General features: G+C 71.6%; 20 protein-coding genes. 6 read left to right on the forward strand and 14 right to left on the reverse strand.

What is annotated here, in order from left to right; genetic code table 11:
• Positions 1–225: 225 nt before the first annotated feature.
• The 6 genes from hisG to VM685_RS03540 all read right to left on the reverse strand — a co-directional run bounded on the left by hisG (position 226) and on the right by VM685_RS03540 (position 8466).
• Positions 226–1176, reverse strand: coding sequence for an ATP phosphoribosyltransferase (gene hisG / locus VM685_RS03515; RefSeq protein WP_325458732.1), 951 nt, complete (start codon positions 1174–1176; stop codon positions 226–228).
• Positions 1173–2309 carry an ATP phosphoribosyltransferase regulatory subunit gene (locus VM685_RS03520; protein WP_325458733.1) on the reverse strand — a complete coding sequence of 379 codons (1137 nt, stop codon included), beginning with the start codon at positions 2307–2309 and terminating at the stop codon, positions 1173–1175. Before VM685_RS03520 ends, hisG begins: the two co-directional genes overlap by 4 nt.
• Positions 2306–3781: a histidine--tRNA ligase gene (gene hisS / locus VM685_RS03525; protein WP_325458734.1), complete on the reverse strand. Its 1476-nt coding sequence runs from the start codon at positions 3779–3781 to the stop codon at positions 2306–2308. Before hisS ends, VM685_RS03520 begins: the two co-directional genes overlap by 4 nt.
• A 268-nt stretch (positions 3782–4049) precedes the next feature.
• Positions 4050–5666, reverse strand: a complete 1617-nt coding sequence (gene pgi / locus VM685_RS03530; protein WP_325458735.1) for a glucose-6-phosphate isomerase — start codon at positions 5664–5666, stop codon at positions 4050–4052.
• A gap of 31 nt (positions 5667–5697) precedes the next feature.
• Positions 5698–6318 (reverse strand): redoxin family protein, encoded by a 621-nt coding sequence (locus tag VM685_RS03535; protein ID WP_325458736.1) that lies wholly within the window; start codon positions 6316–6318, stop codon positions 5698–5700.
• A 24-nt stretch (positions 6319–6342) separates the two neighbouring features.
• A complete protein-coding gene (locus VM685_RS03540; RefSeq protein ID WP_414693336.1) occupies positions 6343–8466 on the reverse strand; it encodes a protein-disulfide reductase DsbD family protein in 2124 nt (707 codons plus the stop codon).
• Positions 8467–8598: 132 nt separating this feature from the next.
• On the opposite strand from VM685_RS03540, the gene VM685_RS03545 reads away from it, so the two are divergent.
• Positions 8599–8991, forward strand: coding sequence for an acyl dehydratase (locus VM685_RS03545; RefSeq protein ID WP_325458737.1), 393 nt, complete (start codon positions 8599–8601; stop codon positions 8989–8991).
• A 102-nt stretch (positions 8992–9093) separates the two neighbouring features.
• On the opposite strand, the gene VM685_RS03550 is transcribed toward VM685_RS03545, so the two are convergent.
• Positions 9094–9888 (reverse strand): SapC family protein, encoded by a 795-nt coding sequence (locus VM685_RS03550; RefSeq protein WP_325458738.1) that lies wholly within the window; start codon positions 9886–9888, stop codon positions 9094–9096.
• Between the two features lie 160 nt (positions 9889–10048).
• On the opposite strand from VM685_RS03550, the gene VM685_RS03555 reads away from it, so the two are divergent.
• Together VM685_RS03555 and VM685_RS03560 are read left to right on the forward strand one after the other, a co-directional pair.
• Positions 10049–10933, forward strand: coding sequence for a MaoC/PaaZ C-terminal domain-containing protein (locus VM685_RS03555; protein WP_325458739.1), 885 nt, complete (start codon positions 10049–10051; stop codon positions 10931–10933).
• 9 nt (positions 10934–10942) lie between these two features.
• On the forward strand, positions 10943–11719 hold the full coding sequence (locus tag VM685_RS03560; protein ID WP_325458740.1) for a phosphatase PAP2 family protein: 777 nt from the start codon (positions 10943–10945) through the stop codon (positions 11717–11719).
• 3 nt (positions 11720–11722) lie between these two features.
• Here VM685_RS03560 and VM685_RS03565 read toward each other — a convergent pair whose 3' ends face one another.
• From VM685_RS03565 to VM685_RS03580, 4 genes are all read right to left on the reverse strand, one after another.
• Positions 11723–12259, reverse strand: coding sequence for a GNAT family N-acetyltransferase (locus VM685_RS03565; RefSeq protein ID WP_325458741.1), 537 nt, complete (start codon positions 12257–12259; stop codon positions 11723–11725).
• 11 nt (positions 12260–12270) lie between these two features.
• Positions 12271–13149 (reverse strand): N-carbamoylputrescine amidase, encoded by an 879-nt coding sequence (gene aguB / locus VM685_RS03570; protein WP_325458742.1) that lies wholly within the window; start codon positions 13147–13149, stop codon positions 12271–12273.
• The gene (locus tag VM685_RS03575; protein ID WP_325458743.1) at positions 13146–14144 is read right to left on the reverse strand and encodes an agmatine deiminase family protein; all 999 of its coding nucleotides are present in this window, start codon (positions 14142–14144) and stop codon (positions 13146–13148) included. The genes aguB and VM685_RS03575 overlap by 4 nt, the downstream gene beginning before the upstream one ends.
• Positions 14145–14287: 143 nt before the next feature.
• Positions 14288–17593, reverse strand: a complete 3306-nt coding sequence (locus VM685_RS03580) for a TonB-dependent receptor (RefSeq protein WP_325458744.1) — start codon at positions 17591–17593, stop codon at positions 14288–14290.
• Positions 17594–17794: 201 nt separating this feature from the next.
• On the opposite strand from VM685_RS03580, the gene VM685_RS03585 reads away from it, so the two are divergent.
• On the forward strand, positions 17795–19342 hold the full coding sequence (locus VM685_RS03585) for an ArnT family glycosyltransferase (RefSeq protein ID WP_325458745.1): 1548 nt from the start codon (positions 17795–17797) through the stop codon (positions 19340–19342).
• Here VM685_RS03585 and msrA read toward each other — a convergent pair.
• The 3 genes from msrA to VM685_RS03600 form a co-directional block, all read right to left on the reverse strand.
• Positions 19317–19895 (reverse strand): peptide-methionine (S)-S-oxide reductase MsrA, encoded by a 579-nt coding sequence (gene msrA, locus VM685_RS03590; protein WP_325458746.1) that lies wholly within the window; start codon positions 19893–19895, stop codon positions 19317–19319. The genes VM685_RS03585 and msrA overlap by 26 nt on opposite strands.
• Positions 19896–19966: 71 nt before the next feature.
• Complete coding sequence (locus tag VM685_RS03595; protein WP_325458747.1) at positions 19967–20620, reverse strand: 3-oxoacid CoA-transferase subunit B; 654 nt, start codon at positions 20618–20620, stop codon at positions 19967–19969.
• A gap of 1 nt (position 20621) precedes the next feature.
• Positions 20622–21356: a CoA transferase subunit A gene (locus VM685_RS03600; RefSeq protein ID WP_325458748.1), complete on the reverse strand. Its 735-nt coding sequence runs from the start codon at positions 21354–21356 to the stop codon at positions 20622–20624.
• A 173-nt stretch (positions 21357–21529) separates the two neighbouring features.
• On the opposite strand from VM685_RS03600, the gene VM685_RS03605 reads away from it, so the two are divergent.
• Both VM685_RS03605 and VM685_RS03610 read left to right on the forward strand, forming a co-directional pair.
• Positions 21530–23449, forward strand: a complete 1920-nt coding sequence (locus VM685_RS03605; protein ID WP_325458749.1) for a monovalent cation:proton antiporter-2 (CPA2) family protein — start codon at positions 21530–21532, stop codon at positions 23447–23449.
• Entirely contained in the window at positions 23446–24399 is a 954-nt protein-coding gene (locus VM685_RS03610) for an isopenicillin N synthase family dioxygenase (protein WP_325458750.1), read from the forward strand. The genes VM685_RS03605 and VM685_RS03610 overlap by 4 nt, the downstream gene beginning before the upstream one ends.
• Positions 24400–24487: the final 88 nt, after the last annotated feature.

The following is a 24487-nucleotide window of genomic DNA, read 5'->3' on the forward strand; positions in this document are numbered from 1 at the left end:
CGGGGGATAATCGCAGCGGGCCATTTTTTGAGCAGTCGCTCGAAAGAGCGGGCGTTTCCTCCCCGAAACGCCGGAGACCTCAGGACTGAGCGCCTTCATGTCTCTCGCGTAATGAAAGAACGGCAAATTCCTGCCTGAGTCAACGGTCTGCTGACGGTTTGCCAGCAAAGGTTCATCAGAAATTCGCGATTAAACCAAAATTTACACCGTCTTTTGACGCAAACGTCAAAGAACGTGTTTCGCGAGCGCCTCGTAGGACGCGCAGGCCACATCGAACACGAAATCGGGCCGCGCCGCAGTGACCGGTCCGAGGCCCGCGGCGGTGAGCGCGGTAGCGGCGTCGGCGATTCCCGCCACGTCGACCAGCAGCCCATTGGGCCTGCGCGAGGCGCCGGCGGCCACCAGCCGGTCGACCACCGCGGCCTCGGCGGCGTCGCCCGTGGACGGCCAGATCAGGGCGGCCGAGCGCAGGGCGCTGGCGCGGGCCTCGACGACCCTGAGCAGGCGTTCGGCGGCGGCGAGCTGACCGGCCGTCCAGCTTGCACGCAGGCTGGCGGCGAGCTGGGCCTGGCTCTTCAGGATCACGCCGTCGGCCAGGGTCTTGAGGCCATTGGCCTGCAGGGTCGCCCCCGTGGTGGTGATGTCCACCACCAGCTCGGCGGCGCCGGAGGCCGGCGCCCCCTCGGTGGCGCCGCCGGATTCGACGATCCGGTAGTCGGCCACCCCGTGGCGGGCGAAGAAGGCGCGGGTCTGGGCGAGGTACTTGGTGGCGACCCGCATGCGCCGGCCGGTGCGGGCGAGGTAGTCGTGGGCCACCTCCTCCAGGTCGGCCATGGTCTCCACGTCGAGCCAGCTCTTCGGCGCGGCGACCACGAGGTCCGCCCGGCCGAAGCCGAGCGCGCGCAGCAGCAGGACACGGCCGTCCAGCTCGCCCTTCTCCCGCAGCAGGTCCTCGCCGGTGACGCCCAGGTGAACCTCGCCGGCGTCGAGAGCGTCGGCGATGTCGCCGGCGGACAGCAGGCGCACCTGGGCGCCGGACACGCCCTTCAGCTCGCCGATGTAGCCGCGGGCGCCGCCGACGGCCTGCAGCGGCACGCCGGAGTCGGCGAGCCAGGCCTCCACCTGCTCCTTGAGCCGCCCCTTGGAAGGAACAGCGACGATCAGCGGCCCGCTCATTGCTCGCCCCCGGAGAAGGCCCGCCAGGGCCGGACCATGCAGCCGACGGCGCGGGCCTCGGCGGCGGCGCCGAGGCGGGCCAGCAGCCCGTCGTACCGGCCGCCGACGGCCACCGGCCGGTCGGCGCCCAAGGCCTCGCTGCGCACCTCGAAGGTGAGGCCGTCATAGTATTCGAAGGCATGGCCGAGCGCCGGGGCGAACCGCAGGCGTCCCGCCGGGACCTGGGCCTCGATCGCGGCCAGCCGCTCGCGCCAGGTCTCGAGCGCGGCGTCCAGCGCGCCGGGCTTGCGGCCGGCGAGCTCGCGCACCTGCGCCAGGCCCGCGGCCGGGGCGTCGGAGATGGCCATGAAGCCGCGGATGGCGGCCGCCTGGGCGTCGGTAAGCGCCGGCGCAGACGCAGCCTCGGCCTTGCGGACCAGGCGCGCGGCTATCTCGGCCGGGCCGCGTCCGCCCACGGGCTCCACGCCGGCCAGCGCCCAGACCTCCTCCAGCAGGGTCGCGGCCTGGGCCTCGGAGAGCCCGGCCAGCATGCCGGCGAGCTGCGAGCCCTCGCCCGAGGCGGCGGACGCCCCGCCGGTGCGCGCCAGCTCCGCCTGCAGCAGGCGCGGGCGGCCCGCCACGCGCTTCAGCCGCGCGGCGACCCCGGCCGGCAGGGCCAGGGATTCGATGAACGGCCCCAGAAGGCCCACGTCGCCCAGCCAGAGCGTGAGGTCGCCACGGCCGCCGGCCTCCGCCCCGCGCCAGGCCAGGGTCGCGGCCTCGACGTCGGCGGCGACGGCGGGGGAGCCGGCCGGCGCGAACAGCTCCAGCCCAACCTGCAGGAATTCCTCGGGGCGGTCGGCCTCCGGCGAGGCGCGGAAGGCGGCGCCCTCGTAGAAGTAGCGGCCCTCGCCGACCCCGCGCTCCAGGTGCCGCCGCGCGATGGCGACGGTGAAGTCGGGCCGGAGGCAGGACTCCGTCCCGCCCTCGGACTGCACGACGAACAGGCGCGCGCGCATGGCCTCGCCCGCGAGGTCGAGGAGCAGGCCCAGCGGCTGCAGCAGGGGCGCGTCCACGGCTTGCGCGCCCGCGCCGGCCAGCGGGGCGCGGATGGCGGCGAGCGCCTCAGGCGGAACGGGCGGCTCCGTCCTCACGACGCCTGGTCCAGGATCTTGCGCACCGTAGCCACCAGCTCGGCGCGGAGCACCGTCTGCTGGCCCGGGCGCTGCTCGCGCCACTCGGCGTTGTCGGTGACCTTGGCCGACAGGGCGCGGCCGAGGTCGAGATCCTTGATGGTCACCGTGCCGGCGGCCAGCTCGTCCTCGCCGACGATGACGGCGGCGGGCGAGAGCCTGCGGTCGGCATACTTCATCTGGGCCTTCATGCCGGACTGGCCGAGGTAGACCTCGGCGGCCACGCCCGCCGAGCGCAGCTCCTCGGCGACCTTGAAGTAGTCGGCCATGCGCGCCTGATCGAAGGCGATGACCACCACGGGTCCACGCACCTGGGCGGAGAGGTCGCGGCCGGCGGCGCGTAGGGCGGCGGCAAGGCGCGAGACGCCGAAGGAGAAGCCGGTGGCGGGCGTCCGCTCGCCGGTGAAGCGGGCCACGAGGTCGTCGTAGCGGCCGCCGCCGCCGACCGAGCCGAAGCGCATCGGCTGGCCCTTCTCGTCGGTCGTAGCGAGCAGGAGCTCGGCCTCGAACACCGCCCCCGTGTAGTACTCCAGGCCGCGCACGACGGTGGGATCGATCCGGGCGGCGTCCTGGGCCACGCCCATGGCGGTGAGCGCCGCGTCGATCTGCGAGAGCTCGGTCAGCGCCTCGGCGCCCTTCTCGCCCAGGCCGAGGTTGGCAAGGGCGGCGACGACGTCGGCGCGGGAGAGGTCCGGCGAGCCGGCGGCGGCGAGGAAGCTCTCCACGGCGACGATCGCCGGGGACGCCAGCTCAGCGCCCTTGGTGTAGTCGCCGGACTCGTCCAGGCGGCCCTTGCCGAGCAGCTCGCGGACGCCGTCGAGCCCCAGGCGGTCGTACTTGTCCATGGCCCGCAGCGCCGTGAGCCGCTGCTTCGGATCGGCCACCCCATGGGCGTCGAACAGGCCGTCGAGGAGCTTGCGGTTGTTGATCTTCAGCACCGCCGAGCCGGCTGGCAGGCCCGCGGCCTGCAGCCCCTCCACGGCCATGGCGATGATCTCGGCGTCGGCCTCGGGCCGGGCCGAACCCACCGTGTCGGCGTCGCACTGGGTGAACTCGCGGAACCGGCCGGGGCCGGGCTTCTCGTTGCGCCAGACCGGGCCGTAGGCGTAGCGGCGGAACGGCTTGGGCAGGGTTTCCCAGGTCTGGGCGGCGAAGCGGGCGAGCGGGGCGGTCAGGTCGTAGCGCAGCGCCATCCACTGCTCGTCGTCGTCCTGCAGGGCGAAGACGCCCTCGTTGGGACGGTCGGCGTCGGGCAGGAACTTGCCCAGGGCGTCGGCGTACTCGAACGCCCCGGTCTCCAGGCGCTCGAAGCCGTAGCGTTCGTAGATCTCCGAGACGGCGTCCAGGATGGCGCGCTCGGCGGCGAGGTCGCGGGCGCGGCGGTCGACGAAGCCGCGCGGGACGCGCGCCTCGGGGCGGGTGCTCTCGGTCATGCCTGCGCGCTTAGCGGCTGCGGCGTCCGGGCTCAAGGAAGGCTTGGAAGGGAGGTCGTCCATCGGTCGGGTCCTGGTGAGGGGCGACGGACGGCGCTGGTCTGAAAGAGCCAAGCCCCGTCCGCGTGTGGCGGGGCTCGGTCGGGTCGCTCTAGGCCAAGCGCACCCGGGCCGATCCCGCGAGGGTCGGATGGTGGTGGTGGCCGTGATGGTGCGCGACCTGGCTCATCGGGCGGGGCCTATAGCCGAGATGTGCGGCCAAGGCGAGTCAGCCGCGCAACCTGGCGATCAGGGCGGCGGTGGAGGGGTCGTGGGCGCCCGCCGGGCCGCCGTCCAGCTCGGCGAGCACCCGGGTCGCCAGCGTCTTGCCCAGCTCGACGCCCCACTGGTCGAAGCTGTTGATCCCCCAGAGCACGCCTTCCACGAAGGTCTTGTGCTCGTAGAGGGCGATGAGCGCGCCGAGCGCCTGCGGGGTCAGCCGCTCCAGGAGGATGAAGCTGGACGGCCGGTCGCCGGGGAAGGTGCGCTGGGGCGCCAGCGCGGCGATCTCGTCGTCAGGGAGCCCCTTGGCGGCCAGCTCGGCGCGGACATCGGCCTCGCTCCGGCCGACCATCAGGGCCTCGGCCTGGGCGACGGCGTTGGCGAGCAGCTTCTTCTGGGCGGCGGGGTCGCCCTCGCTCGCCTCGCGGACGGCGACGATGTCCACCGGGATGACGTCGGTCCCCTGGTGCAGGAGCTGGAAGAAGGCGTGCTGCACGTTGGAGCCGGCGTCGCCGAACACGGCGGCGGCCGTGCCGTGGGCGACGCGGCGGCCGTCGGCGGTCACCCGCTTGCCGTTGGACTCCATCTCCAGCTGCTGGAGGAAGTTGGGCAGCAGCCGCAGGCGCTGGGCGTAGGGGACCACGGCGCGGACCGGGCGGCCGAGTCCGTTGCGGTTGAAGACGTGGGCGAGCGCCAGCAGAACCGGGGCGTTCGCCTCCAGCGGGGCCGTGCGGAAGTGCTCGTCCAGGGCCGCGCCGCCGGCCAGGAAGGCGTCGAACACCTCGGGCCCCAGCGCGACGGCGCAGGAGAGGCCCACGGCCGACCACACCGAATAGCGGCCGCCGACCCAGTCCCAGAAGCCGAACACCTGGTCGTCGGCGATCCCGAAGGCCCGGGTCTTGTCGAGCGCCGTGGAGACGGCGACCAGGTGGGCGTCGCCGGCCTCGCCGAGCGCGGCGCGCAGCCAGGCCCGCGCGGTCTGCGCATTGGTCATGGTCTCCTGGGTGGTGAAGGTCTTGGAGACCACCACCACCAGGGTCTCGGCGGGGTCGAGGCCCGCCATGGCCTGGGCGATCTCGGCCGGATCGACGTTGGCGGCGAAGCGCAGCTCGATGGCCGGCTCCACGGGCCGCAGCGCCTCCCAGACCAGCCGCGGGCCGAAGTCCGAGCCGCCGATGCCGATGTGCAGGACGGCGCGGAACGGGCGGCCCGTGGCGCCCTTCAGCGCGCCGGACCGGATCCGCTCGGCGAAGGCGCGCATGCGGCCGCGGACCTCTTCCACCTCGGCGGAGACCGGCTCGCCCTGGGCCTTGAAGCCCGCGCCGGCGGGGGCGCGGAGCGCCATGTGCAGGGCCGCGCGGCCCTCGGAGCGGTTCACCGTCTCGCCGGCGAACAGGCGCTCGCGGGCGGGCTCGACGCCGGCGAGGCGGGCGAGGTCCATGACCCCTTCCAGGTCGGCCAGCGACCAGGGCTGCTTGGAGAGGTCGAGGGTCAGGCCCGAGGCGGCGAGCGTCAGGCGCTCGAGCCGCTGCGGCTCCTCCTGGAACAGGCTTGCGATCCGGCGCACGCGGGCGCGCTCGGCGGCGGCATGGAGGGCCGCCCACGCGGCGTCGGTCTCGGACAAAGCTTACAGCCCCTGGATCATCCCCGGCCCGTCAGTCGGCCGACGCGTACTTAACGCCGCAGCCGTACGGACGGGTCACGGCCTGGGCGACCGGACGGCCGGCCTTCAGGTCGGCGAGCGCGGCGGCGACGTAGTTCTTCGCCCCCTTCAGGCTCTCCGGTTCGGACGAGGGGCGGTCGTCGATGCCGCCCATGTAGGCGAGGCGGCCGGCGCGATCGACGATGAACATATGCGGCGTGGCCTTGGCGTCGTAGGCGCGGCCCACACGGCCGTCGGCGTCCAGCAGGACGGCGGCCGGGGCGGCCTTCACCTTCGCCTTCCAGAGCTTGGCCTGGGCGGGGGTAAGGTGGCCCTGCATCTCGGGCGCGGAGGAGACCACGGTCAGCCAGACCACGCCGTCCTTCGCCGCCTGGCGCTGCAGGCGCTGCATGTTCCCGGAATTGTAGTGCTTGCCGACGTAGGGACAGCCGTTGTTGGTCCACTCCAGGACGACGGTCCTGCCCTTGAACTCCGCGAGCGTGCGGGTGCGGCCGTCGGCGTCCACGGCGGAGAAGGCCGGCGCAGGCTGGCCGAGCTGCGGCTGGGCGGCGGCGGGCGCGGCGATCATCGCGGCGAGGGCGAAGCCTATGGCGGCGCGGCGGCGAAGCGGCATCGGCGGGCTCCTTCGAGGCGGCGGTCAGCGACCGCGGGCGGCGGCCTCCAGCGCGCGGACCACCACCCCTTCGGTCAGGATGTTGGGCAGGATAACGCCCTCGCCGCCGCCCGCGCCATAGACGAGGTAGAGCGGCACGCCGGCCCGGCCGTGGCGGGCGAGTTCGGCGGCGATGGCGGCGTCCTTGCGGGTCCAGTCGGCCTTCAGGTAGGCGACGCCGGTGTCGGCCATGGCCTTGGCGACCTTCGGACTGGAGAGGGCGACGCGCTCGTTCACCTGGCAGCTGACGCACCAGGCGGCCGTGAAGTTGACGAACACCGGCCGGCCCTCGGCGCGCAGGGCGGCGAGGCGCTCCGGGCTGTAGGCCTCGTAGGGGACGGCGGCCGAGGCGCTCGCGACGCCGGCCGCCGGCGGGGGCGCGTAGTCCTCCCAGAGCGCCATGGCGACGGCGACGATGAGGAGCGCCGCGGCCAGCCCGCCCTGAACGGCCGAGCCGCGCCCGGTGAGGCGACCCCGCTGCGCCCGGCCGGCCAGCCAGAGCGCGGCGGCGAAGACCACGGCGGCCGCCAGGATGCGCGCGAGGCCCGCCGCGTCCACCTGTTGCGCCAGCACCCACACCAGCCAGGCCGCCGCGCCGTACATCGGAAACGCCAGGGCCTTCTTGAAGACGTCCATCCATGGCCCGGGCTTCGGCAGGCGGGCCAGCAGGGCCGGGGCGAAGGAGACCGCCACGAACGGCAGGGCGAAACCGATCCCCAGGGCCAGGAACACCGTGAGGGCCGCGGCCGGCGGCTGGGTCAGGCCCCAGCCGAGCGCCGGGGCCATGAAGGGCGCCGTGCAGGGGGCGGCCACGACCACGGCCAGCACGCCGGTGAAGAAGGCGCCGGTGAGCCCGCGCCGCGACGCGAGGCCCGCGCCCGCGCCCTGCAGCGAGCCGCCGACCTCGAAGACGCCGGACAGATTGAGCGCCACGGCGAGCATGAGCAGCGCCAGGCCCGCCACCACCGGCGGCGACTGCAGCTGGAACCCCCAGCCGACGGCCGAGCCGGCCGCCTGCAGGCCGATCAGCACGCTGGCGAGCGCCAGGAAGGTGACCAGCACGCCCGCCCCGAACGCCAGGCCCTGGCGCCGCGCGGCGGCCTGCTCGTGGGCGTGGCCGGCGAGCGAGGCGGCCTTCATGGCCAGGATCGGGAAGACGCAGGGCATCAGGTTGAGCACGAGGCCGCCCAGCAGGGCGAACAGCGCCGCCATCGGCAGGCCCAGGCCGCCGCCCGCCCCGCCGCTCGCCTTGACGGGCGGCGGCCCGAGGCCCGCGGCGCCCGCCGGCAGGGGCCCGGCCGCGGCGGAGACCTCGTAGGCGCGGTCGCCCAGGGAGAGCACGCCCGCCAGGGTCTGCGGCCCGGCGCCCGACTGGAAGTCGTAGCCGGGGGTGACGGTCAGGGTGAGGCCCTCCGGCCCGCGCTCGATGGGCTGGGGCTTGGCGTGGTCGATCACCGTGGAGGCGAACGGGAAGAAGTAGGCCTGGGCGACGTCGGCGCCCTTCAGCGGCGCGCCGGTGACGGCGAGCGCGAGCAGGGGGCCGCGCTTCTCGAAGGCGGCGGTGAGGCCGGCGGGCTTCGGCGCGGCGGCCAGCGCCTGGCCGATCGCCGGGCCCCACTTCGGATCCGCGGCCGCCGGCGCGGCGACCACCGGCAGGGCGAGCTGGAGCTCGGCCTCCTCGGGGATGCAGATCTCCTCGCAGACCAGGAAGTAGGCCTTGCCCTTCAGCGTCGCCGTGGAGCCCGGCTGTGCGTTGGCCGGCGCGGTGAGCGCCATGGGCAGCAGGACCTCGCCCTCGTAGCCGTAGTTGACGAGCGGGCCGACCGGCAGGCGGTGCGGCGTGGGCCAGACGAACTCGCCGGCGGTCCAGCCGGGCGGCAGGGCCCATTCGATGCGGGTGGCCTCGCCGGAATCGCCGGCGTTGCGCCAGTAGGTGTGCCAGCCGTCGTCGATCTTCTGGCGCAGCGCCACATGGATCGTCTGGCCGGGGGCCACGCCCTTGGCCTGGGCGACCAGCTCGGCCTCGAGGTGGCCGGTGTCGACGGGCTGGGCCGCAGCCGGCGCGACGAAGGCCAGCGCCATGAGCAGGCCCGCCAGGAATCGCATCATCCGCCTATCCGCCCCATACGACTTGCCCGCTATATGGCGTGGCCGGGCCGCGAGCGCAAAGCGGGCTCGACTTCGCCGACGCCGCAGCCTCATCATCGCCGAATCCCGATCCCCACCCCGGAGCTTCGCCCAGTGCCCGCAGCCTTCGACGACATCCAGATCGGCCAGGTGGTCCCGCTCGGCGCAGCGGCCGTGGACCCCGAGGCGCTGGAGGCGTTCGTGGGCGCGTTCACGCCCGGCTGGACGCTGGACCGCGGCGCGCCGGACTCCATGGTCTACGCGATCTGGGCCCGTCTGGATGCAGTGGCCAGCACCGACTGGCCGCAGATCAAGCGGCTGGGGGTCGACGCCCTGCGCTGGATGCGCAACCCGCCGCCCGGCGAGCTGCTGCGCGGCCGCATGACCGTGATGGCCAAGGACCCGGTGGGCGAGGGCAAGGGCATCGTCATCTGCCAGCACGACCTGCTCGACGAGGCCGGACGGCTGGTCTTCTCCTGCCTGACCCGCAGCGTGTTCGCGCGCTAGGGCGGATACGAAGAAGGGGCCCGCGGCGACGCCGCGAGACCCCCTCGTCCGGCCTGCTCCGCAGGCCACCTTCTCCCGCAAGGGGAGAAGGGCTCTTCCTGGTTAGGCGTTGGCCGCGACCGGCTCCTGCGGGGCGCGCGCCATGGCGAGCGCGATCAGGCGGTCCCAGCCGACCAGCGACAGCATGTGGGCGTAGATCTGGGACAGGGCGCCGTTGTCGCGCAGCTCGACCAGCTTGTCGGTGGGCAGCTTGTTGAGCTTGTCCTCGGAGACGCCGAAGTAGTCGGCGATCTTCTGCGGCTCGCCGGGCGTGCCGTCCGGGTTCATCGGCGTGAAGTTGGCGGTCTTCTGCTCGAACAGGTCGAGGTCCTTCAGGATCTGCACGAAGGACAGGGTGCGCTGCCGCTCGATCTCGAAGTTGTTGCAGAACTCGATGCAGTTCTTGGTGTACTCGCTGGGCTGGCCGTTCTCGAAGAAGGGCATGTCGCCGCCTTCGACGATGAACTCGGCCTTGCGGTCGACGCAGAGCACCATCTGGTTGTTCGCCTGGTCGTTGGCGAACACGAACGGATAGCGGCGGACGTAGGCCGGGATATAGACGCCCGGTTCGAACATGCCGTTGTCGCGGACGAACATGTTCTCGCCGGCGTTCAGGCCCATGACCGCGATCGGCAGCTTCTCGTCGCCGACGAAGATGATCGGGCCCGTCACGGCGGCCAGCGGGAACTCGCCCACGGTCAGCGGGATGGCGTGGCCCACGCGGGCGAAGCTGAACGGACCGTCCATGCGCTTCACGCCGAGCTTGCCGTGCAGCTCGGGCGTCAGCGGCTCGGGCTGGGAATAGAAGAGGACGTTGCCGGTGATCTGGCCGAGGCCGGGCTGGGTCGTGGTGGTCATGGAAGCCTTCGAATTCTTTGGACGCAGCGGAGCCCCGCGCGCACGAGGTCGCCGCTTCTAGCCCATCGATAACCGAGCGGCAAATGCCTGGGCTGCGCGGCGCTTGCGGAGGCGCGTCCGCGGGTCTTCAATCCGCCCATTGATAAGGGAGGGATATTTCATGCCGATCTATTACCCGGACATCCTGGAGCAGAAGACCGAGCCCAGGACCTTCAGCTACGGCGACAAGGACGTGATGCTGTATGCCCTCGGCATCGGCATGGGCCGCGACCCCCTGGACGCCCGCGAGCTCGATTTCACCTACGAGAAGAACCTGAAGGTGGTGCCCACCGCCGCCACCGTCCTGGCCGCCGCCGGCGGCCGGCAGGGCCGCTCCCCGCCGCAGGTGCCGGAGGGCCGCCGGGTCAGCGAGATCAACTTCCTGATGGTGGTGCACGGCGAGCAGAAGGTCGAACTGCACCAGCCCCTCCCCGTCTCCGGCACCTTCACCGCCGAGAGCCGCACGGTCGGCGCCTACGACAAGGGCAAGGACAAGGGCGCGGTGATCGTCAACGAGACCGTCTGGAAGGACGAGAACGGCGAAAAGGTGGCCACCCTCACCGGCTCCACCTTCGCCCGCGGCGACGGCGGCTTCGGCGGCCCGGCCGAGGGCGCGCCCGAGCCGCACCAGGTCCCGTCCCGCAAGCCCGACCTCTCGGTGGACATCGACACTAGGCCCGACCAGGCCCTGCTCTACCGCCTGAACGGCGACCGCAACCCGCTGCACTCCGACCCCGACGTGGCCAAGCGCGCGGGCTTCCCCGTGCCGATCCTGCACGGCCTGTGCACCTACGGGATCACCTGCCGGGCCGTGCTGCAGGCGATCACCGGCTACGACCCCAACCAGATCCTCAGCCACCAGGCGAGGTTCTCCGCGCCCGTCTTCCCCGGGGACACCATCACCGTGGATCTCTGGCGCGACGGGACCGTGATTTCCTTCGAGGCGCGGGTTAAGGAGCGGAACGCCACGGTCATCAAGAACGGCAAGACCGTCCTTCGCGCCTAGGAAGCTTCGTTGATCCGCAACCTGACCCTCTGCGCGGCGCTCGTCGCGCTCGTCGCCTGCGCCACCGGCGCGCCGTCTCCGCCCGTCGCCGTGGATGCGGCGCGGGCGGGGCCGGTCCCGACCAAGCTCACCGGCTACCTGCCGAAGGACGCCCTGGACGGGAAGGCGATCCTGCCGGCGCCGGCCGCGCCGGACTCCGCCCAGGGCCGGGCGGAGCGGGCGATGTACGACGAGACCCGCGCGCTGGAGGGCACGCCGCGCTGGAAGGCGGCGATCGAGGACAACGAGATCTGGCAGGGCGGCGCCCTGAAGCGCTTCTCCTGCGCGCTCGGCAAGGAGCTCAGCGAGGCCCGCACGCCCACCGCCTGGCGCATCCTGCACCGCATCGAGCTGGACGTCCGCGACGTGGGCAACGTGCCGAAGAACCACTACGGCCGGCCGCGGCCGGCGGTCGGGAACGACAAGCCGATCTGCATCGCCCGCGCCGAGTGGATGAAGACCAACGCCTCCTATCCGTCCGGCCACGCCATGGTCGGCTGGACCTGGGGGCTGCTGCTCACCGAGCTCGCCCCCGAGCGCGCCGACCGCCTGCTGGTGGCCGGCCGCGAGATGGGCGAGAGCCGGGCGATCTGCGGCGTCCACTACATGAGCGACATCGAGGCGGGCCGCACGCTCGCCTCGGGCATGGTGGCGCGCCTGCACGCCGAGCCGGCGTTCAACGCCGACATGGCCAGGGCCCGGGGGGAGATCGCCGCCGCGCCGGTGGCCGCGGGGTGCGAGGCCTGACGGCTAGGGCCGCGCGATCGCGTAGACGACGTGGCGGCGGAGCGGGTGGTCCTGCGCGAGCCGGGGATGGTCGAAGTCGCGCGCAGGGTCGGGGGTCATGCCGATGCGGCGCATCACGGCCTGGGAGCGCAGGTTGGTGGCGCCGGTGAAGGCGACGACCTCCGGGATCGGCAGGCGAGCGAAGGCCCAGGCCACCGCGGCGGACGCGCCTTCGGTCACCAGCCCCTGTCCCCAGGCGTCGTAGGCCAGCCGCCAGCCGGCCTCGATGGCCGGGCCCAGCGGCAGGGCCTCGGCCCGCACCACCTGCAGCCCGATGGCGCCCACCAGCCGCCGTTCCGCCTTCAGCTCGGCGGCCCAGAAGCCGAAGCCGTGCTCGACGATGTGGCCGTTGATGCGGTCGATCAGGCCGTCGCTCTGCTGGCGGGTGAGCGGCCCGCCCAGCCAGTCGGCGACGCGGCGGTCGGCGTTGAGCGCCCCGAACGGCTCGCGGTCCTCCTCGATGCGGAAGGGCCGCAGGATGAGCCGTTCGGTCTCGATCACCCCCTCAGCCCTCAGGCGGGCCGCGCGTTGGCCAGCGCGCCGTAGAGATCGGTGCGCCGGTCGCGGAAGAAGCCCCAGGCGGCGCGGTGGGTGGCCAGGAAGTCGAGGTCGAACTCGGCGACCAGCGCCCCCTCGTCCTCGCGGCCGAAGGCGGCCACCAGGTCGCCCCGGTGGTCGGCGATGAAGGACGAGCCGTAGAACTGCTGGCCGCCATTGGGATAGTTCGCCCAGGGCTCGAAGCCCGTGCGGTTGGCCCCCACCACGGGGATGACGTTGGAGACCGCGTGGCCCTGCATGGCGCGACGCCAGGGGGCGGCGGTGTCCAGGGTCGGGTCGTGCGGCTCCGAGCCAATGGCGGTGGGATAGAGCAGGACCTCCGCGCCCATCAGCGTCATGGCCCGCGCGCACTCCGGGTACCACTGGTCCCAGCAGATGCCGACGCCGACGCGGCCGAACCTCGTGTCCCAGACCTTGAAGCCGGTGTCGCCGGGGCGGAAGTAGTACTTCTCCATGTAGCCCGGGCCGTCGGGGATGTGGCTCTTGCGGTAGACGCCCATGGGCGAGCCGTCCGCGTCCACCATGACGAGGCTGTTGAAGTAGTGCGGCCCCTCGCGCTCGTAGATCGAGATCGGCAGCACGACGCCCAGCTCCTTGGCCAGCGGCGCGAGCTCGGTGACGCAGGGGTGCTCGCGCCAGGGCTTGGCGGTGGCGAACCAGCGCTCCTCCTGGGCGACGCAGAAGTAGGGGCCCTGGAACAGCTCGGACGGCAGGATCACCTGCGCGCCCTTGCCCGCCGCCTCACGGATGAAGTCGGCGGTCTTCCTGATGTTGGCCTGCAGGTCGTCGCCGTAGGACGTCTGGATGGCGGCCACGGTCATCTTGCGCGTCATCGGGCGGGCTCCTGCTGGGTGATGCAGTGGAAGGAGCCGCCGCCGGTGAGGATGGCCATGGACGGCAGGCCGATCACCTGGCGGTCGGGGAACAGGGTCTCCAGCGCCTGGACGGCGAGTTCGCCGGGACGCTGCTCGTAGATGGGCACGATCACCGCCTTGTTGGCGATCAGGAAGTTCATGTGGCTGGCCGGGATGGCGCGGCCGTCGTCGCCCTCGACGAAGCCCGGCGAGGGGATGCGAACGACCTTGATCTTGCGGCCCGCCGCGTCGGTGGCGTCGGCGAGACGCCGCGCGGCGTCGTCGTAGGCGTCCGCGTTCGGGTCGCCCTTGCCCCAGGCGACAGGGACGGCGACGACGCCCGGCGCGACGAAGCGGGCCAGATTGTCCACGTGGCCGTCGGTGTGGTCGTTCTGCAGGCCCTCGCCCAGCCAGATCACCTTCTTCGCGCCGAGGGCCTTGGCGAAGGCCGCCTCGGCCTTGGCGTCGTCCCAGCCGGCGTTGCGGTTGACGTTCAGCACGCACTGGCCGGTGGTCAGCACCGTGCCCTCGCCGTCGTGGTCGACGGCGCCGCCCTCCAGGATGAAGTCGTGCGCCACGAGCTCGGCGCCCGACGCCTGGGCGATCTGGGCGGCGACCGTGTCGTCGTGCTCGAGGTCGTACTTGCCGCCCCAGCCGTTGAAGCGGAAGCCGAGCGCACGGCCGTCGGAGGCGAAGATCGGGCCCGTGTCGCGCAGCCAGATGTCGCCGAAGCGGCCGGGCACGATCTCGATATTGGCCACGCCGCCCAGCATCCGCCGCGCGGCGGCCTCGCCGTCCGGGTGGCCGGTCATCAGGCGCACGGTCTCGCCCCCCGGGCCCGCGAGCGCTCGGGCCAGGTCGGCCACCTCAGCTTGCGCGGCGTCGAGGTCGGTCTCCCAGAGGTCCGCATGGCTCGGGAAGCCCAGCCACATGGCCCGGTGGGGCGCCCACTCGGCAGGTACGGTGAAGCTCATCCAGCCCTCTCGAAACGAAGCCGGGCGCAGATGGCCCCCGGCGCCCCCCGCGTCAAGCATCCGCGACATTCCGCGGGCCAAAGAAGAAGGGCGGCTGCATCGCTGCAGCCGCCCTCATCTCAGTGCAGTCCGGGCCGTAAGGCTCAGAACTTGTACTTGGCGCCGAACTTCACCTGCCACAGCGACTGGTCGCGGCGGAAGGCGCGGACCGGCTCCTGGAACGCGTTGCCCGCGGCGGTGCCGGTGTAGAGGTAGCGGGCGCCCGGCACGCCGCAGCCGACGGCCGCCGTGGAGCCGGCCGCGATGCAGCTGACGTTCACCACCGGGACCATCCGCGAGAAGTCGTACTGCTCGAGCACGCCCCAGTCGTCGTTCAGCAGGTTGCCGAGGTTCTCGACGTCCATGAACACCTCGAGCTTCGCCCCGTTCGGGAAGAAGGCCGGCAGCTCCTGGCTGATCCGGAAGTCGATGGTGGTCACGTCCGCCTGACGGAAGGCGTTCCGCGGCGCGATCTCGCCGGCGTACTTCGAGAGGCCCGAGTTCTCCAGGAAGGTCTGGAAGCGCGCCACATCGAAGCCGGCGCCGTAGACGACCCGCGGGTCGTTGGCGGTCGGCACGTAGAGCAGCGCGTTCGAGGTCGCCTGGCGGCCCGAGTAGCTCGAGGCGTAGTAGCCGAAGTCGTTGTCGAAGTTGCCGGTCCGGCTGTTGGCGAAGGTGTAGCTGAACGGCAGGCCCGAGCGGTGCTGGGCGAACATCGTGAACGAGGTCTCGTTGTCGCCGAAGAACTTCTTGGCATAGGACAGGTTCAGCGCGTGGCGATGACGGACCTCGTAGTCGGAGGTCGCCGCCGGCGGACGCTGCGGGTCCGAGCTGCCGAAGCGGGTGAAGCTCGACGAGGCGATCGAGCTGGTCATCGGGTTGGCGTCTTCGGCTTCCGTGTAGGTGTAGGTGTAGCGGAAGCTGAGGCCGTCGAACCAGCCTTCACGCCAGTCCTTGGCCGCGGTGAAGGCCACCGAGTCCGAGCCGCCCTTGTCGATGTTGCGCAGCAGGAAGTCGCCCTGGTTGCCCGTCAGGTCGCCGACCGTGGTGCGGCCGTAGACCGGACGGCCGTCCGGGGCCACGCCGGTCTGGATGGCGCGGGCGTCGTACCAGTAGAGGGCGTTCTCGTTGAACGACTTCAGCAGGTCGACCTGCGCCAGCCAGCCGTCGCCCAGGCCGAAGCGGCCGAAGTCGAACTCGTAGCCGACGGAGAGGTTGGCCTTCCAGGTGGTCGGGATCTGGAACGCGGGCGAGAGCGCGTTCACGTCGCCGCCGCGGGGCGTGAAGGTGCAGCCCGCCGGCGCCGCCGTGAGGCTGACGTTGGTGAAGGGCGCCGCCGGGCAGACCGCGTTGGTCTGGCTGACGCCGGTGTTCGAGAAGGAGTTCGAGATCCAGACGTTCAGGCCGGTGGCCGAGAACCGGCCGAAGCCGCCCGAGATGTTCAGGCGGTCGGTCGGGTCGTAGTTGAACGACACGCGGGGCAGGAACACCGACTCGCCGTCGAGGCTCTTGGTGTTGGCGAAGCCCTGACGCGACACAAAGGCCGTGTTCAGGATCGGCGCGTCGTTCGTCGAGTACCAGTCGTAGCGGAAGCCCGCGGTCACATCGAGGTTGTCGAGGATCTGCAGGCGGTCCTCGGCGTACAGCGACGACAGACGGAAGCCGAAGTCGGCGGCGCCGGCGCGGGCGGTGCCCAGGGTGGCCGGGATCTGACCCGAGGACGGGTCGATGCCGCCCGTCAGCGAGAAGGCCGAGGCGCGGCGGGCCAGATAGTCGGCGTAGCTGTTGAAGGTGTAGCTGCCGAGCGAGCGGGCCACGAACACGTTGAAGATGTCGTTCTTCTCGGTGCGGGCGCCGAACAGGAAGTCGTGCGCGCCGTAGCGGTAGCGGGCGATCGCCTCGAGCGTGTCGACCTTCACGTTCAGATAGTTGTCGTGACGGTTGATGTCCGCGCCGAAGCGGATTTCCGGCGTGCCGCCGCCCGGCAGGATGCCGGCCAGGGTGTCGGTCGCCGCGATGCGGACCGTGGTCTCACCGACGCTCAGGCCGCCCAGCGGGATCTGGGTGGTGTCGGTCTCCTTGGACGACCAGCGCAGCTCGGTGGAGAAGTCGTCGGTCCAGTCCGAGTTCACCTGCACCTGGTAGGCGATCAGTTCCTCGGTCTTGTTGTACTGGCGCGACTCCAGGCCGATGGCCGGCTGGGTCGTGCTGTTGCCCTGGGCGAAGGTGTCGGACACCGAGCCGTTGAGCGAGTTGCCCTTGGTGTTCTGGTAGGTGAACGAGGCGCGGTGGTTGTCGGTGATGTTCCAGTCGAGCTTGCCGAGCCACTTCTCGTCTTCCACCGGGAAGGCGCCGGTCACCGGGCCGCCGGGGTCGTAGCCGTAGATGCGCTGGGTGTCGGCGCGGAAGGTGTCGAGCGCCTGCTGGGTGATGCGCGGGATCTCGATCGCCGCGCCGGAGCCGGCCGGACCCTCGTCGAAGCCGAGGACGCCCTCGAACTTCTCGTAGGAGCCGAAGAAGAACAGCTTGTCGCGGATGATCGGGCCGCCGAGCGTGGCGCCGTAGACCTTGTTCTCGAAAGGCGCGCCGAACTTCACGCCCTCGATGGAGTCACCGCGCAGGTCCTGGTCGGTGTACTCGTAGAAGGCCGTGCCCGAGAAGGTGTTGCCGCCCGACTTGGTGACGGCGTTGATCTGGCCGCCGGTGAAGCCGTTGTTGATCACGCTGTAGGGCGCGACCGAGACGTTCACCGCCGCGATGGCGTCCAGCGAGATCGGCGAGCGCTGGGTCGGGTAGCCGTTGTTGTTCAACCCGAAGTCGTCGTTCTGGCGCACGCCGTCGACGGTCAGCTGGTTGAAGCGGGTGTTGGCGCCGGCGAAGGACAGGGCGTCCTGGTTGGTCGGGTCGATCGAGGCGAACGGGTCGATCCGCGCGACGTCCTTCAGGTCGCGGCTGATCGACGGCAGGTTGTCGATGTCGTTGGCGGTGAAGTTGGAGCTGGGGCCGCCCTGGTTGGAGACCGCGGCGGCGGCGGTGACGACCACCTCGGAGACTTCCGCACCGGTGGAATAGAGCAGCACGTCGACGTTGGCGGGCTCGCCCACGCCGATGGCGGCGACGTTGGACGTGCCGGCGTCGTAGTTGGGGGCCGTGGCGCGCACGCGGTAGGGACCGCCCGGACGCAGGCCGCGGACCGAGTAGAAGCCGCTGGCGTCGGTCACCGACGTCGAGCTGGAGCCGGTCGGCACGTGGGTGACGGTGACGGTGGCGTTGGCGACGGGCGCGCCCTGGTCGTCGGTGATCTGACCGCGGACGGCGCCGGTGGTCGCCTGGGCGTAGACGGCGGTGGAGGCGGCCGAGGCAAGCGCCACTACAGCCGCGCCGCACGCGAGGCGTTGAGCGATGTTCATGAAGTATCCCCTTTTCCCAACCATCAGGTCCGTCGCCCCACGACGGCCCCTTTGAGTCTTAATTCGGCCCTATAGCGCGGAATCGGCGGCCGTGGGTGACGCTTTTGTTACGGTGACAACGCGTCGCGCAAGTCGCTCGAAACCGTGGCGCCGACGCTATACACACGCCCCTTGCGCAGCGGGCGCGCGAACGAGGAGCCGATGGCCGAAGACGCACGGACGGGAGCGCCCGGCGGGGACTGGCGGGCCGCGGTCATGCTGGTCGCCGGCCTGACCGCCGCGCGGCTCGTGGCTCTCTTCGCCACGCCGCTCGAGCTCTATCCCGACGAGGCCCAGTACTGGCTTTGGTCGCGCACGCTCGACTTCGGCTACTACTCCAAGCCGCCGATGATCGCCTGGACCATCTGGGCCACCACGGCCCTGGGCGGCGACGCGGAGGCCTGGGTCCGGCTGGGGGCGCCGCTGTTCCAGGGCGCGGCGGCGCTGGTGGTCTACGCCATCGCCCGGCGGCTTTATGACAGTCGAGTCGCTCTGGCGGCGACGGCGCTCTACGCCCTCGCGCCGGCCATCCAGCTGTCGGCGGCGGTGATCGCCACCGACGCGCCCCTGTTATTCTTCCTTGGACTGACGATCCTGGCCTACGTTGCGCTGCAGGACGCGCAGGGGCGACGGCGGCTGGCGCTCGCCGCGGGCGTCGGCGCGACCCTGGGGCTGGCGTTCCTGTCCAAGTATGCGGCCGTATACGGAGCGATCGGGATCGCGCTTCACCTCGTCCTGTCGCGGGAGGCGCGGCGAGCGTGGTCGCCGGCCGCGGCGGGGCTCGCGGTCCTGGCCTTCGCCGTCGTCATGGCGCCGAACCTCGTCTGGAACGCCCAGCACGGCTTCGCCACCGTGCAGCACACCGCCGCCAACGCCGCCTGGGGCGGGCGCAAGCTGTTCAACTTCGCCGAGCTCGGGGAGTTCATCCTCACCCAGTTCGGGGTGTTCGGGCCGATCCCGTTCGCGGCCCTGATCGTGGGCGTGGTCCTGGCGGTGCGGCGCCGGCGGCTGCAGCCGGCCGACCTGCTGCTGCTCTGCTTCACCCTGCCGCCGCTGCTGATCGTCACTGGGCAGGCCTTCGTCAGCCGGGCCAACGCCAACTGGTCGGGGGCGGCCTACCTGCCCGGGGCGATCGTGGTGGCCGCCTGGCTGATGCGGTGGCGGGCGAAGGGCTGGCTGACGGCGGCGCTGGTGCTGCAGGCGGGCCTCGCGGCCCTGTTCCTGGCCTTCACCGTCTCGCCGGCGCTGGCCGAACGGATGGGCGCGGCCAACAGCTTCAAGCGCGCCAAGGGCTGGGACGAGGCCACCCGGCTGGTGCTGGAGCGGGCGGCGGTGGAGGAGCCGGCGGGGCTCACCGCCATCGCCGTCAACAGCCGCTTCCTCTACTACGCCATGCGCTACTACGGCCGCGAGTGGTTCGCCGATCCGGCCGCCCCGCCGCTGCGCGCCTGGCTGCTGGCCGACACCCCGCAGAACCAGGCCGAGACCAGCGCCCCGCTCACCCCCGCGGAGGGCCGGCGCGTGCTGGCGGTGGCGCTGGAGGGGAACTGGCGGGCCGAAATGGCGGGCGACTTCGCCCGGGTCTCCGGCGGGGAGATCGCGAACGTGCGGCTGGACCGCGAGCGCAAGCGCCGGTTGGAGATGTTCGTCGGCGAGGGCTTCGCGCCCCGGCCGCGGGATCCGGCTACCGGCCGCCCCACACCACCTTGAGGTGACGGTCCCGGCCGCAGCCGATGCGGTAGGCGTCGTAGCGGCGCGGGTTCTTCTTGGCGAAGTCCTGGTGGTAGGCCTCGGCCGGCCAGAAGGTGGCCGCGGGCACGACGCGGGTGGCGACGGTCGCGCCGAGCTGCTTCTGGACCTGGGCCTTGATGGCCTCGGCCGCCTGCCGCTCCTGCGGGCTCGAGACGAAGACGGCGGTCCGGTAGGACGGGCCCTTGTCGCAGATCTGGCCGTTGGGATCGGTCGGGTCGATGTTGTGGAAGAAGTGGTCCACCAGCTTGGCGTAGCTGGTCTTGGCCGGGTCGTAGGTGACCTTCACCGCCTCCATGTGGCCCTGGTGGGCCTCGTAGGTCGGGTTCTTGGAGGCGCCGCCGGAATAGCCCGAGACGGCTCCGACCACGCCGGGCGCGGCCTCGAAGAACTTCTCCACCGACCAGAAGCAGCCGCCGGCGAACACCGCGGTCTTCAGGTTGGACTGGGCCGGCGCGGCCGAAGCCAGGGCGAGGGTCGAGGCGGCGATGGCCGCGAAGAGGGGCGTCTTCATGGACGGAAAGTCTGTCACTCGCGAGGGGTCAGGTCACGAGGATACGTAGGCGCCGGAGCCGCGGATGCGAGCTAGGCGGCCGCCTTCGCCGCCACCTCGAAGGCGGCTTCGGTCTTGGCCTTCACCTCCTCCACCGTCACCCCCGGGGCAAGTTCGAGGAGGGTGAGCGGGGCCTTGCCGCGGGCGACGTCGAACACGCCCAGGTCTGTGACCACCAGGTCCACCACGCCCTTGCCGGTGAGCGGCAGGGAGCAGGCGTTGACCAGCTTGGGCGCCCCCGACTTCTCCACGTGCTCCATGACCACGACGACGCGCTTGACGCCGGCGACCAGGTCCATGGCCCCGCCCATGCCCTTCACCATCTTGCCCGGCACCATCCAGTTGGCGAGGTCGCCGTTGGCGGCCACCTGCATGGCGCCCAGGATCGAGAGGTCGATGTGGCCGCCCCGGATCATGGCGAAGCTGTCGGCGGAGCTGAAGTAGGACGAGGACGGCAAAGCCGTGATCGTCTGCTTGCCGGCGTTGATCAGGTCGGGGTCGGCCTCGCCCTCGTAGGGGAACGGGCCCATGCCAAGCATGCCGTTCTCGGACTGCAGGGTCACGCTCATGCCGGCCGGAATATAGTTGGCCACCAGGGTCGGGATGCCGATGCCGAGGTTCACGTAGAAGCCGTCGCGCAGCTCGCTCGCCGCGCGGGCCGCCATCTGGTCGCGGTTCCAGGCCATCCTAGACTTCCTCTCCGGCGCCGGCGCCCTCGGTCTCGCGGGTGCGCACGGTCAGCTGCTCGATGCGCTTCTCGAAGCGCGGGCCCTTCAGGATGCGGTCCACATAGATGCCCGGCGTGTGGATGTGGTCGGGATCGATGGACCCCACCTCCACCAGTTCCTCGACCTCGGCGACGGTCACCTTGCCGGCGGTGGCCATCATCGGATTGAAGTTCCGCGCGGTCTTCCGGTAAACGAGGTTGCCCTCGGCGTCGCCCTTCCAGGCCTTGACGATGGAGAGGTCGGCCGTGAGGCCGCGCTCCATCACATATTCCTCACTGCCGAAGACGCGGACTTCCTTGCCCTCGGCCACCAGCGTGCCGACGCCGGTCCGGGTGAAGAAGGCCGGGATCCCCGCCCCGCCGGCCCGGATGCGCTCGGCCAGCGTGCCCTGCGGATTGAACTCCAGCTCCAGCTTGCCGGAGAGGTAGAGCTCGGCGAACCGCTTGTTCTCGCCCACGTAGGACGAGATCATCTTGCGGATCTGCCCGCCGGCCAGCAGCACGCCGAGGCCGAAGTCGTCCACGCCGCAGTTGTTGGAGACGACGGTCAGGTCCTTCACCCCCGTCTCGCGGATCGCCGCGATCAGGTTCTCCGGGATCCCGCAGAGGCCGAAGCCGCCCGCCATGATGGTCATGCCGTCGAAGAGAAGGCCCGACAGGGCGTCCTTCGCGGTTGTCTGCACCTTGTTCGCCATGCCTGCCCTTTACGCTGCGGAGGCCGGATTGAGAACCGCTCGCGCGCAGAAATTCACCGCATGATGAAACGCGGCCACAGGCGCCCCCCGCCGGCCTGAAAAAACCGCGTGCACACGGCGCCGTTGCAGGCTCCATTGCGCGCCATGCGCACCCCTGCCCGGGCCCCCCGCCGATGAACGGCCAGCCGCTGCTGATCCAGGCGCTCGTCTATCTGACGGCGGGCGTGATCTCGGTGCCGATCGCCAAGCGACTGGGGCTGGGCTCGGTGCTGGGCTACCTGCTGGCCGGCGTGGTGGTGGGACCGTTCGCGCTCGACCTGGTGGGCGAGTCCGAGGACGTCATGCGCTTCGCCGAGTTCGGCGTCGTCATCCTGCTGTTCCTGATCGGCCTGGAGGTGCGCCCGGCGCTCCTGTGGCGGATGCGGACCAACATCTTCGGCCTGGGCGCGGGCCAGATGGTCGCCACCGCCCTGCTGCTCGGAGCCGGCGCCTACGCCCTGGGCCTGGACTGGCGGGTGGCGCTCGCCGCCGGCGCCATCCTGGCCATGTCGTCGACCGCCATCGTGCTGCAGAGCCTGGAGGAGCGCGGCCTGCGGCAGGGGCCGGTGGGCGAGGCTAGCTTCGGCGTCCTGCTGTTCCAGGACCTGGCGGTGATCCCGATGTTCGCCCTGCTGCCGCTGCTGGCCACGGGCGCGGCCCATGGCGGGGCGGCGGAGGGCGGCGGGCACGGGGGAATGCTGCTGGAGGGTCTGCCCACCTGGGTCCGGCCGCTGGCGGTAATCGCGGCGGTGGCCGTCGTGGTGATCGTCGGCCGCTACCTGACCCTGCCGCTCTTCCGGTTCATCGCCGCCGCCAGGCTGCGGGAGATCTTCACCGCCTCGGCCCTGCTGCTGGTGGTGGCGGTGGCGGCGCTGATGGAGCTGGTCGGCCTGTCGCCGGCGCTCGGCGCCTTCCTGGCCGGCGTGGTGCTGGCGGAGAGCGAGTTCCGCCGCGAGCTCGAGACCGACATCGAGCCGTTCCGCGGCCTGCTGCTCGGCCTGTTCTTCATCACCGTCGGCGCGGGGCTGGACCTGGCGCTGGTGGCGTCCCAGCCGCTGCTGATCCTGGCGCTGGTGGTGGGCCTGATGGCGATCAACACGCTGGCCATGTACGGCGTGGCGCGGGTGTTCCGCGTGCCGCATCGCACGGCGCTCACCACCGGTGTCATCCTCGCCCAGACCGGGGAATTCGCCTTCGTCCTGCTGGGCTTCGCGGTCGGCGCGGGCGTGCTGGGCCAGGAGCTGTCGCGCCTGCTGACGGCGGTGGTGGCGGTGTCCATGGCGGCGACGCCGCTGGTCTTCGCCGCCTACGAGCGGCTGCTGCTGAACCGCCCGACGGCCCGGCCCGAGCCCGAGCACCTGCCGTTCGACGAGGGCGACCCCGACGCGATCGTCGCCGGCTTCGGCCGGTTCGGCCAGATCGCCACCCGCCTCCTGATGGCCAACGGCTTCAACGTGGTGCTGCTGGACAACTCCATCGAGTCCATCGACCTGGTCCGCCGCTTCGGCTGGCGGGTGCACTACGGCGACGCGAGCCGGCTGGACCTGCTGCGCACCGCCGGCGCCGACAAGGCCCGGCTGCTGGTCATCGCCATCGACGACCGGGACAAGGCCAAGGAGCTGGTGGAGCTGGCTAAGGAGAACTTCCCCCACCTGTCGGTGCTGGCCCGCGCGTACGACCGGCCGCACGCCTACGAGCTGCTCGCCGCCGGCGCCGACGGCGTCGAGCGGGAGATGTACGAGAGCGCGCTGAACTTCGGCCGCCGGGCGCTGGTGCACCTGGGCATCGGCGAGCGCCGCGCGCTGAAGGCCGCCGTGGTCTTCCGCGAGCACGACCAGGCGCTCTTCAAGAAGCTGCAGCCGGCCTACGGCGAGGAGGAGCGCTACATCATGGCCACGCGCGCCTCCCGCGAGACCTTCGAGAAGCTGATCCGCGCCGAGATGGCGCGCATCCCGGACGACGACGAGGACGAGGCGGAGGAGGCCGCGGGGGCCCGGCTAAACGCCGCGCCGGGTGGAGGCCGGCGGCGGGCGGGTGTAGAAGGCGGCCCATGAGCCAAGCCCCTGCCCTCCAGGACCGTATCGAGCCCGTTTCCTACGCGCTCTTCTCCCAGGACTTCGACCGCTTCACCCAGACGCTGGGCGACAGCTACGCCCGCTGGGGCTTCGCGGTGATCTCCGACCATGGCCTGGACCAGGCGCGGATCGACGCGGCGCTGGAGCAGATGAAGGCCTTCTTCGCCCTGCCCGAAGAGGTGAAGCTGAAGTACAAGCTGCCGGTCGCCGGCCAGCGCGGCTACACGCCCTTCGGCATCGAGACCGCCAAGGGCCACACCCACTACGACCTGAAGGAATTCTGGCACGTCGGCCGCGACCTGCCGCCGGGCCATCCGTTCCGCGACCACATGCCGGACAACGTCTGGCCGGACGCCGAACTGCCGGAGTTCCGCGAGAAGGTGACCTGGCTCTACCAGGCGCTGGACGCCATGGGCCTGAAGGTGCTGGAGGCGATCAGCGTCTACCTGGGCCTCGACCGCCACTTCTTCGACGACAAGGTGGACCTGGGCAATTCGATCCTGCGCCTGCTGCACTATCCGCCGGTGCCGCAGGACGGGCCGCACATCCGCGCCGGCGCGCACGAGGACATCAACGTCATCACCCTGCTGCTGGGCGCCGAAGAGGCCGGGCTGGAGGTGAAGGACCACGACGGGCGCTGGATCGCCATCAACCCGCCGCCGGGCGCGCTGGTCTGCAACATCGGCGACATGCTGCAGCGGCTGACCAACCACCGCCTGCCGTCCACGACCCATCGGGTGGTGAACCCGGCGCCGGAGCGGCGCGGCTTCCCGCGCTACTCCACGCCGTTCTTCCTGCACTTCAATTCGGACTACCTGATCCGCACCCTGCCCAACTGCGTGGACGCCGCCCACCCGGACCGCTACCCGACGCCGATCACCGCCGACGCGTACCTCCAGGAGCGGCTGCGCGAGATCAAGCTGGCCTAGGACCCGCGGGCGCGAGTGGGGGTCGCGACGTCTGGGGAAGACGCCGCAACCCCCGGCCCGCGCAGGCCACCTCCCCGCGAACGGGGAG

This window comes from Phenylobacterium sp., assembly GCF_035539035.1.
Lineage (GTDB): Bacteria > Pseudomonadota > Alphaproteobacteria > Caulobacterales > Caulobacteraceae > Phenylobacterium.